Annotated in this window: 7 protein-coding genes and 1 tRNA gene; 5 read left to right on the top strand and 3 right to left on the bottom strand. The window is 45.3% G+C overall.

From position 1 onward, the window contains the following. Window positions 1-3: 3 nt before the first annotated feature. On the bottom strand, window positions 4-594 hold the full coding sequence (locus QT984_RS02855; RefSeq protein ID WP_333052326.1) for a metal-binding protein: 591 nt from the start codon (window positions 592-594) through the stop codon (window positions 4-6). 72 nt (window positions 595-666) lie between these two features. On the opposite strand from QT984_RS02855, the gene QT984_RS02860 reads away from it, so the two are divergent. The 3 genes from QT984_RS02860 to ygfZ all read left to right on the top strand — a co-directional run bounded on the left by QT984_RS02860 (window position 667) and on the right by ygfZ (window position 2,480). Beyond that, window positions 667-738 (top strand) — tRNA-Val (locus QT984_RS02860). A 192-nt stretch (window positions 739-930) separates the two neighbouring features. Continuing rightward, window positions 931-1,314, top strand: a complete 384-nt coding sequence (locus QT984_RS02865; protein ID WP_333052324.1) for a hypothetical protein — start codon at window positions 931-933, stop codon at window positions 1,312-1,314. Window positions 1,315-1,412: 98 nt separating this feature from the next. Beyond that, the gene (gene ygfZ, locus QT984_RS02870; RefSeq protein ID WP_333263945.1) at window positions 1,413-2,480 is read left to right on the top strand and encodes a CAF17-like 4Fe-4S cluster assembly/insertion protein YgfZ; all 1,068 of its coding nucleotides are present in this window, start codon (window positions 1,413-1,415) and stop codon (window positions 2,478-2,480) included. A 188-nt stretch (window positions 2,481-2,668) separates the two neighbouring features. On the opposite strand, the gene QT984_RS02875 is transcribed toward ygfZ, so the two are convergent. Next, window positions 2,669-3,487 (bottom strand): FkbM family methyltransferase, encoded by an 819-nt coding sequence (locus QT984_RS02875; RefSeq protein ID WP_333052320.1) that lies wholly within the window; start codon window positions 3,485-3,487, stop codon window positions 2,669-2,671. Window positions 3,488-4,037: 550 nt separating this feature from the next. Then, window positions 4,038-4,544 (bottom strand): hypothetical protein, encoded by a 507-nt coding sequence (locus QT984_RS02880; RefSeq protein ID WP_333052318.1) that lies wholly within the window; start codon window positions 4,542-4,544, stop codon window positions 4,038-4,040. Window positions 4,545-4,681: 137 nt separating this feature from the next. Here QT984_RS02880 and QT984_RS02885 point away from each other — a divergent pair, with 137 nt between their 5' ends. Both QT984_RS02885 and QT984_RS02890 read left to right on the top strand, forming a co-directional pair. Next, on the top strand, window positions 4,682-4,924 hold the full coding sequence (locus tag QT984_RS02885) for a hypothetical protein (protein WP_333052315.1): 243 nt from the start codon (window positions 4,682-4,684) through the stop codon (window positions 4,922-4,924). 310 nt (window positions 4,925-5,234) lie between these two features. Next, window positions 5,235-6,317 carry an ATP-dependent 6-phosphofructokinase gene (locus QT984_RS02890; RefSeq protein ID WP_333052682.1) on the top strand — a complete coding sequence of 361 codons (1,083 nt, stop codon included), beginning with the start codon at window positions 5,235-5,237 and terminating at the stop codon, window positions 6,315-6,317. Window positions 6,318-6,516: the final 199 nt, after the last annotated feature.

The raw sequence follows: 6,516 nt of genomic DNA on the forward strand, positions 1-6,516 counted from the left end.
AATTTACCTTTTAGATTTGCTGGAAGTGCGGCGGGTAGGTTGGCGTTTGCGCCTCTTAATTGTCCCAGGAGGCCGCAACCCGCTCAATCCTTTCTTTTTTAATCTTTTGTAAGCCGAGCCGCCCCAATCGCTCAGATAGTGGCTCATAGCGCCCAATTCTAGACCGATGTAAACGGCTAAAATTTCGATGTGGTGTTCCCAGATCGATCGCCCGTAACTCAAAACCACATCCTGCCAATTCCAGCCGAAGTTTCCGACTTTTTCGGCAATTGCCAATCCCAACACTCCGAGAACCGCGATCCAGATAGCGAGGTACAGGATTCGCAAAGCAGTGCCGATCAGAGGGCCGTGGGACAAAAAAGAGCGGTGGCGCAGGCTTTTTTGGTACGGGAGCCAAATTGGTTTGAACCATCCCCAGCGCTGATACTGGCAGGAGTAGATATCCAAGTCGGGGCCAAACATCAGCCCGCCGAATAAGAAACTGCCGGAAACGAGCAAAGTCAGGTTGCTGCTGCTCGTCTGGCCAAAGGTGAGGGCTGCCACCAAGGGCAAACTCCACATGGTTATTTGATCGTGGGTGCGGCCAGAGGGCATTTAAAGTTTAGGATTTTTTTTACTTGATCTTTCTGAGTTACTGTGATATGATAAATCCTTGTGAGTGCAATTGGGTGATTAGCTCAGTGGTAGAGCGCCTGCTTTACACGCAGGATGCCGTAGGTTCAAATCCTACATTACCCATCCGATAACTCAATATCAAAAGTTTCAGCCGTTTTTAGCCGTCAAGCCGAGAACGGCTGTTGCTGTTGCTCTTGGGGGTTGACTGTTGAATTGGGTGACAACTAAATTTAACATTCTGGGGCGGATGTCTCAAAAGTTGGCACCCAATGCTAGAAAATTAATTTATTGATTTTCTTTTTTAGAACCTTGTATATGAAGCCTAAAATAACTAGCCCGATCGCGTGGCAGCAAGCTGAACTGCTCATGCAGCCAGCGATGATCCGAGTGATCGACAACATCCGCAAACAATTAGAGGAGTCAGTTTGGACGGGTACTTATCAAGAAGTCCAGATTCCCATTCCTGGCTATCAACTACTTTTAGAGCTTCAAGGCGAGCAAAGATGTGTCGATATTTGGGAACTTTGCTATCGAGTCTGCTTTGTCAACTACCAGCCCGCCCACAGTCAAATCCAAAGCCAAGAAGTTGTAATTGATACTAGCTTGATTGATGGTGAGACTGGCGATGTAGATTGGAATCGTCTTGATGCTAAAGCCAGCCAATTAATCCAAGAAATATTCGCTAATTTGGACAAATAGTCAGTTGTCAGTTGTCAGTTGACAGGAAAGTAGTAGTTAATAGTCAACAGTCAACAGTCATCAGTTATCAGTCAACAGTTAACAGTCAACAAAATCTTATGATTCAGCAATTGCACGACATTCAAGCAGCCACCGGTGCTACTTTTGCAGAGTTAACAACCAAAGAAATTGTCCCAGTCAGTTTTGGTAACGACGCAGAAGCGATCGCAGCAACGAAACAAGGTGTAGCTTTGTACGATCGCACTCACTGGGGACGCATTCAAATCTCAGACAGCGATCGCCTCCGGTTCTTGCACAATCAAAGTACGAATAACTTCAATATACTCAAACCCGGTCAAGGTTGCGACACCGTTTTCGTCACATCCACCGCCCGGACGATCGACCTCGCCACCGCTTACGCTACAGAAGATGCCGTACTGCTGTTAGTTTCGCCCAACCGCCGCCGCCAACTACTGGAATTGCTCGATCGCTATATTTTCCCAATGGATCGAGTCGAGTTAACAGATTTAACCGATACAACTGTTGCTTTCAGTCTCCTCGGCCCGGAAAGCACTCAACTATTAGAAAAAATCGGAGTTACCGAACTCGAAAATCAACCTTACGCTACTCACAAATTGATAAAAAACCCCCCTCTTTCCCCCCCTTACGAAGGGGGGGTTCGAGTTGCGGTTGGTAGCGGTTTAGCAACTCCCGGATACACGTTAATTGCCCAAGCTTGCGATGCCGCCAACTTGTGGCAGGAATTAGTCAAAGCTGGGGCCGTACCGATGGGCGATCGAGTTTGGGAACAACTGCGAATCGAACAAGGACGCCCCGCCCCCGATTTTGAACTCACAGACGATTACAACCCCTTAGAAGCCCGCCTTTTACACACGATTACCTATGACAAAGGTTGCTACATCGGTCAAGAAACAATTGCCCGGTTGAACACCTACAAAGGAGTCAAACAAGAACTTTGGGGCGTGCAGTTGAGCGGTGCTGTTGAACCCGGAACAGCAGTCACAATCGGAGAAGAAAAAGTCGGCAAACTCACCAGTTTTACGGAAACTGAATCTGGCTTTTTTGGTCTGGCTTACATCCGCACAAAAGCGGGGGGCGAAGGGCTGAAAGTGCAGGTAGGAGAAATGACCGGGGAAGTAGTAAACCTGCCTTTTTTAAGTTTGTAAGCTTGGGTTTGTAGTGAGGACTTTATTCCTCATAGATTGAATTCCTCACTACGAACCTATAGGGGGTATTCTACTGGACATCATAAGCTAGATCAGTATTTAAATTGCAGGTCAACAAATAATCAAACTCTTGTGGGACGTTGCTCCGACGCTGCCCCAAGTATGCAGTTTAAATGCACAATAGCTGATTAAATTATGACATAATCTTCGCCCAAAACAGCTTGATTGACCTGCGGTTCCGGCTCTACTGGGTCGCTGTAATGAGTGTCAATGTGTTTGATGAAACTTTCCCGATAAGCTTTGAGATGCGAGTTAAGTGCTTCGAGATCCTGCTCTCCTGTCGCGAAACCTTTCTCTCTTCTAAATTGACCCGATTCTTTAACAAAAGCCATATCAACTTGCCACAACGCCTTATCAATCGGGCGATAGGACAAATCAACAATATCATAAGCTGCGAATCCTTGGGAGTTCATAAAACTCATTACATCATACATCTGACCGAACAATGTAACTTCTACAATTACATATTCAGTTTGCTGCAAAATCTCAGTTGCTCCTGCTAAAACATCTAATTCCTGTCCGTCTACATCAACTTTAATTAAATACGGGCCTGGCAAGTTTCTTTCCCTGCATATTCCATCCAAGGTAATGGCTGGTATGTTTCTCACATAAGGATTGCTGCTGTCAGTAACGAGATTTTCAGAAAGTGAAGAATGCACCATACCGGGACTGACGTTGAGGGTGAAAACTCCCGATTCTTTGGTAGCTGCTGCAATAATGTATTCTGCACTTTTGAGTTTGCGGCAAATTTTGGCCAGATAAGGTTCATTTTCGGCGATTGGCTCAATTAGCAAATGTCGCGCATCGGGGAAAGTTTCGTAAAGATTAAAAGTTCCCAAGGCGGCACCGACATCAATCACAGTTCTTGGTTGAAAACCTAAGTCTTTAGCCAGCAGCAAGCTGCCTGACATCGAGTTTCTGAGAATTCCTGTTTGTTGTTGGTTCACAATTTTTTCCAGATTTCAATGTGGATAAAGTTAATACAGCACTTTCCAGGTAAGTGAAGTACAGAGAAACCGGGTTTCTTGAATAAAACCGGTTTTTGGCGAGAAATCCAGAAGAAACCCGGTTTCTGGGGTGTACTTTATAAACCTGGAATCCGCTGTAGTATGTCTTGCAGCCGAGTTATTGTATGTCCGAATATTGTATGTTTGAATAAAGAAACGAAGCAATCGCCGAGGTTTGCTATTTCTTCGTTTCTGATCGTAATGACAGAAATAGGTTTTAACTCAGATGTTGCACCATTGTCAATCAGCTTTTTAGGAACAGGCTTTTCGGCCTGTTCCACAATATATATAGCAATCCTTGCAGGAGTAAAAAGATGTAGGGGTAGTGCTAAGAGTGCCTACCCTGCCTCATGGGGCAACCACGGGGGGTTTGCCCCTACAAAAATTACACAAATGATTTGGGATTGCTATAGTAAATTTTCTTGTGGAACAAGCTGGACGGCCTGTTCTTGAGAATGGTGCAAGATGTGAGTTTCCATGTAACCTGCTACTATTTCGCGGATTTGTGCGCCTTGTTTTCCGGTTCGACAGATTGCAAAGCTTCGTCGAGAATTGCACGGGCTGACTCGGCTTTACTCCTAGCATCTCGATAGCGAACGTTAGCTTGAGCGAAGTTTTTGAGAACCTTGAAACCGTCTTTGAGGCTGGCGATTTCCTCGGCAGTCACAGCTTCATCTGTAAACAAAATGTCGATCGCAGCCCGGATTTTGAGTGCTTCTTCGCGGGATTCCATCACTTTCAATTTGAGACTTGCCAAATTGCTCAAAATCTGGACGGCTTCAGTAATCGCATCCTCGCCGTCAGACGCAGCATCTTCGATATCCTTAACTTCAACAAACTGCTTGGGCCCAAATCCCTCCACGAGTTCCGTAGGCAGCTTGCCCTCATCCATGAGATCCATCAGCCGATCCATCGCTTCTTCCCGGGCTTTGGCTGAATCTTTCCCCTTGACAGTTAAAATAATTTCGGGGCTTTGAGGAAGTGTATAGCGAACCATATTTTGACAGCCTGTGCGCGAAAACAATTGAATGATATTTTATCTTTATTCGATCGCCAGTTGCAGCTATCAATCCGCTCGACTACCAACCGCTTGCCAAAACTTGACACATATACACTCAAAAGGAACCCTCGACAATGAAAGATAAATTTCTTAACTTTCTCAACTTGATTTTAGTAGCTGATGTGTTTTTCGTCTTTGCCATTTTTGGGTGGTTTGTGATCGCAGTAGCGGGTCGATCGACCGGGGTGAATCTCGGTTTTGATTTGTGGTACAGTCTCTGGCAGCCCGTATTTAATCCCGCCCTGGGAATTCTTATGGGTGGTGCTATTCTCAGCGGTATAATTAACCAAGTTTCTAAACGCCTCAATCCCAAGTAAAATTGATGTTTTGTTGGAGACGGTGATTGGCGATGCTACTTAGTTGGCGATCGAACTTGTGGAATGCTTCAGAGATGAGGCACTCAATTAGGTCGATGAAGCTTGAAAATACATAAGTAGTCAAAAACGAGTGAAACGCTCCCCAAAGGAGCGATATCTTATCAAAGCAATCACAAAAGTTATGATAGCTTTACATTCTGTTACAGAGTAAAGTTTATTTTCGCCTACCTATTTACGTCGAAAATCAGGATTGGACGATCGGGATCTAAAAATATCAACTCATGTTCTGATGAACAAAAGTCGGGCAATTATGGGAGAACAAAAATGTATCGGTATCCTCACCAGCGGGGGTGACTGTGCCGGCTTAAACGCAGTTATTCGAGCCGTTGTCTACCGCGCAACGGGAACTTACAATTGGAAAGTGATGGGGATTCGTCAAGCCACCAACGGATTGATGAGTCGTCCCCCTGCAGCAATTCCTTTGGATATTGAGAAAGTAGACTCGTGGCTCACCATTGGCGGTACGATGCTAGGCACGACAAATAAGGGCGACCCTTTTGCTTTCCCGATGCCTGATGGCACTCTACGCGATCGTTCTGACGACATTATCGAAGGCTATCATCAATTAGGTTTGGATGCTTTAATTGGGATTGGTGGCGACGGTAGTCTTGCCATTCTCAGGAAGATTGCTCAACAAGGTAATTTGAATTTAGTTGCGATTCCTAAAACTATTGATAATGATGTTGGAATTACCGAGCGTTCTATCGGTTTTGATACTGCGGTAAATATTGCCACTGAAGCACTCGATCGCTTGCATTTTACTGCCGCAAGTCACAGTCGCGTCATGATTGTCGAAGTCATGGGACGCGACGCTGGACATATTGCGATCAGTGCCGGAATTTCTGGAGGAGCTGATATAATTTTGATTCCAGAAATCCCTTACACAATTTCCAAAATCTGTGCCCAAATCCAAGAACGCCAAGACCGGGGAAAAAACTACTGTTTAATTATAGTAGCGGAGGCAGTTCGCACTGAAGAAGGCGAGTTAGTAATGCAAACAAATCGCTTAGGTCAAAGTCGATTAGGCGGAATTGGTCAGTATTTAGCTGATACAATTTCTGACTGCAGCGGTGCAGAAACTCGCGTCACTGTTTTGGGGCATATTCAACGCGGAGGAACTCCTTCATCGCTAGAAAGGTTAATTGCTTCTGCTTTTGGCGTCGCAGCAGTTGATTTAATTGCCGAAGAGAAATACGACTGCATGGTATCTTGGCAAAAGCGGGAAGTTGTGAGCGTTCCTCTGGAAGATGCGATCGCCAAATACAGACCTGTAGACTTCGATGGTACTCTGGTTAAAACGGCCCGCGGTTTAGGGATTTGTCTAGGGGACTAAACAATTACCCCTCCGATTTCTCAAAGATTTAGTCGGGGACGCACTCAGAACCAAGAAACCGGCTTTTTTAACCGAGACTGAGGGTTTTAAGCTAGTGTATGGTCGTAAAAAAACCAAGGTGATGACCAAGAATTTCTTCATGTGGTATCCGCCACGTGATTTATCCGTGGAATCAATCCAAAATCGAAAATCGAAAATC

The sequence above is a fragment of the Microcoleus sp. Z1_B2 genome (genome assembly GCF_036700325.1).
Taxonomy (GTDB): Bacteria; Cyanobacteriota; Cyanobacteriia; order Cyanobacteriales; family Microcoleaceae; genus Microcoleus.

Coding starts and splice junctions, on each gene's coding strand:
- QT984_RS02865 (WP_333052324.1), top strand. CDS start 931: ATGAAGCCTAAAATAACTAGCCCGATCGCGTGGCAGCAAGCTGAACTG.
- QT984_RS02880 (WP_333052318.1), bottom strand. CDS start 4,544: ATGGTTCGCTATACACTTCCTCAAAGCCCCGAAATTATTTTAACTGTC.
- ygfZ (WP_333263945.1), top strand. CDS start 1,413: ATGATTCAGCAATTGCACGACATTCAAGCAGCCACCGGTGCTACTTTT.
- QT984_RS02855 (WP_333052326.1), bottom strand. CDS start 594: ATGCCCTCTGGCCGCACCCACGATCAAATAACCATGTGGAGTTTGCCC.
- QT984_RS02890 (WP_333052682.1), top strand. CDS start 5,235: ATGGGAGAACAAAAATGTATCGGTATCCTCACCAGCGGGGGTGACTGT.
- QT984_RS02885 (WP_333052315.1), top strand. CDS start 4,682: ATGAAAGATAAATTTCTTAACTTTCTCAACTTGATTTTAGTAGCTGAT.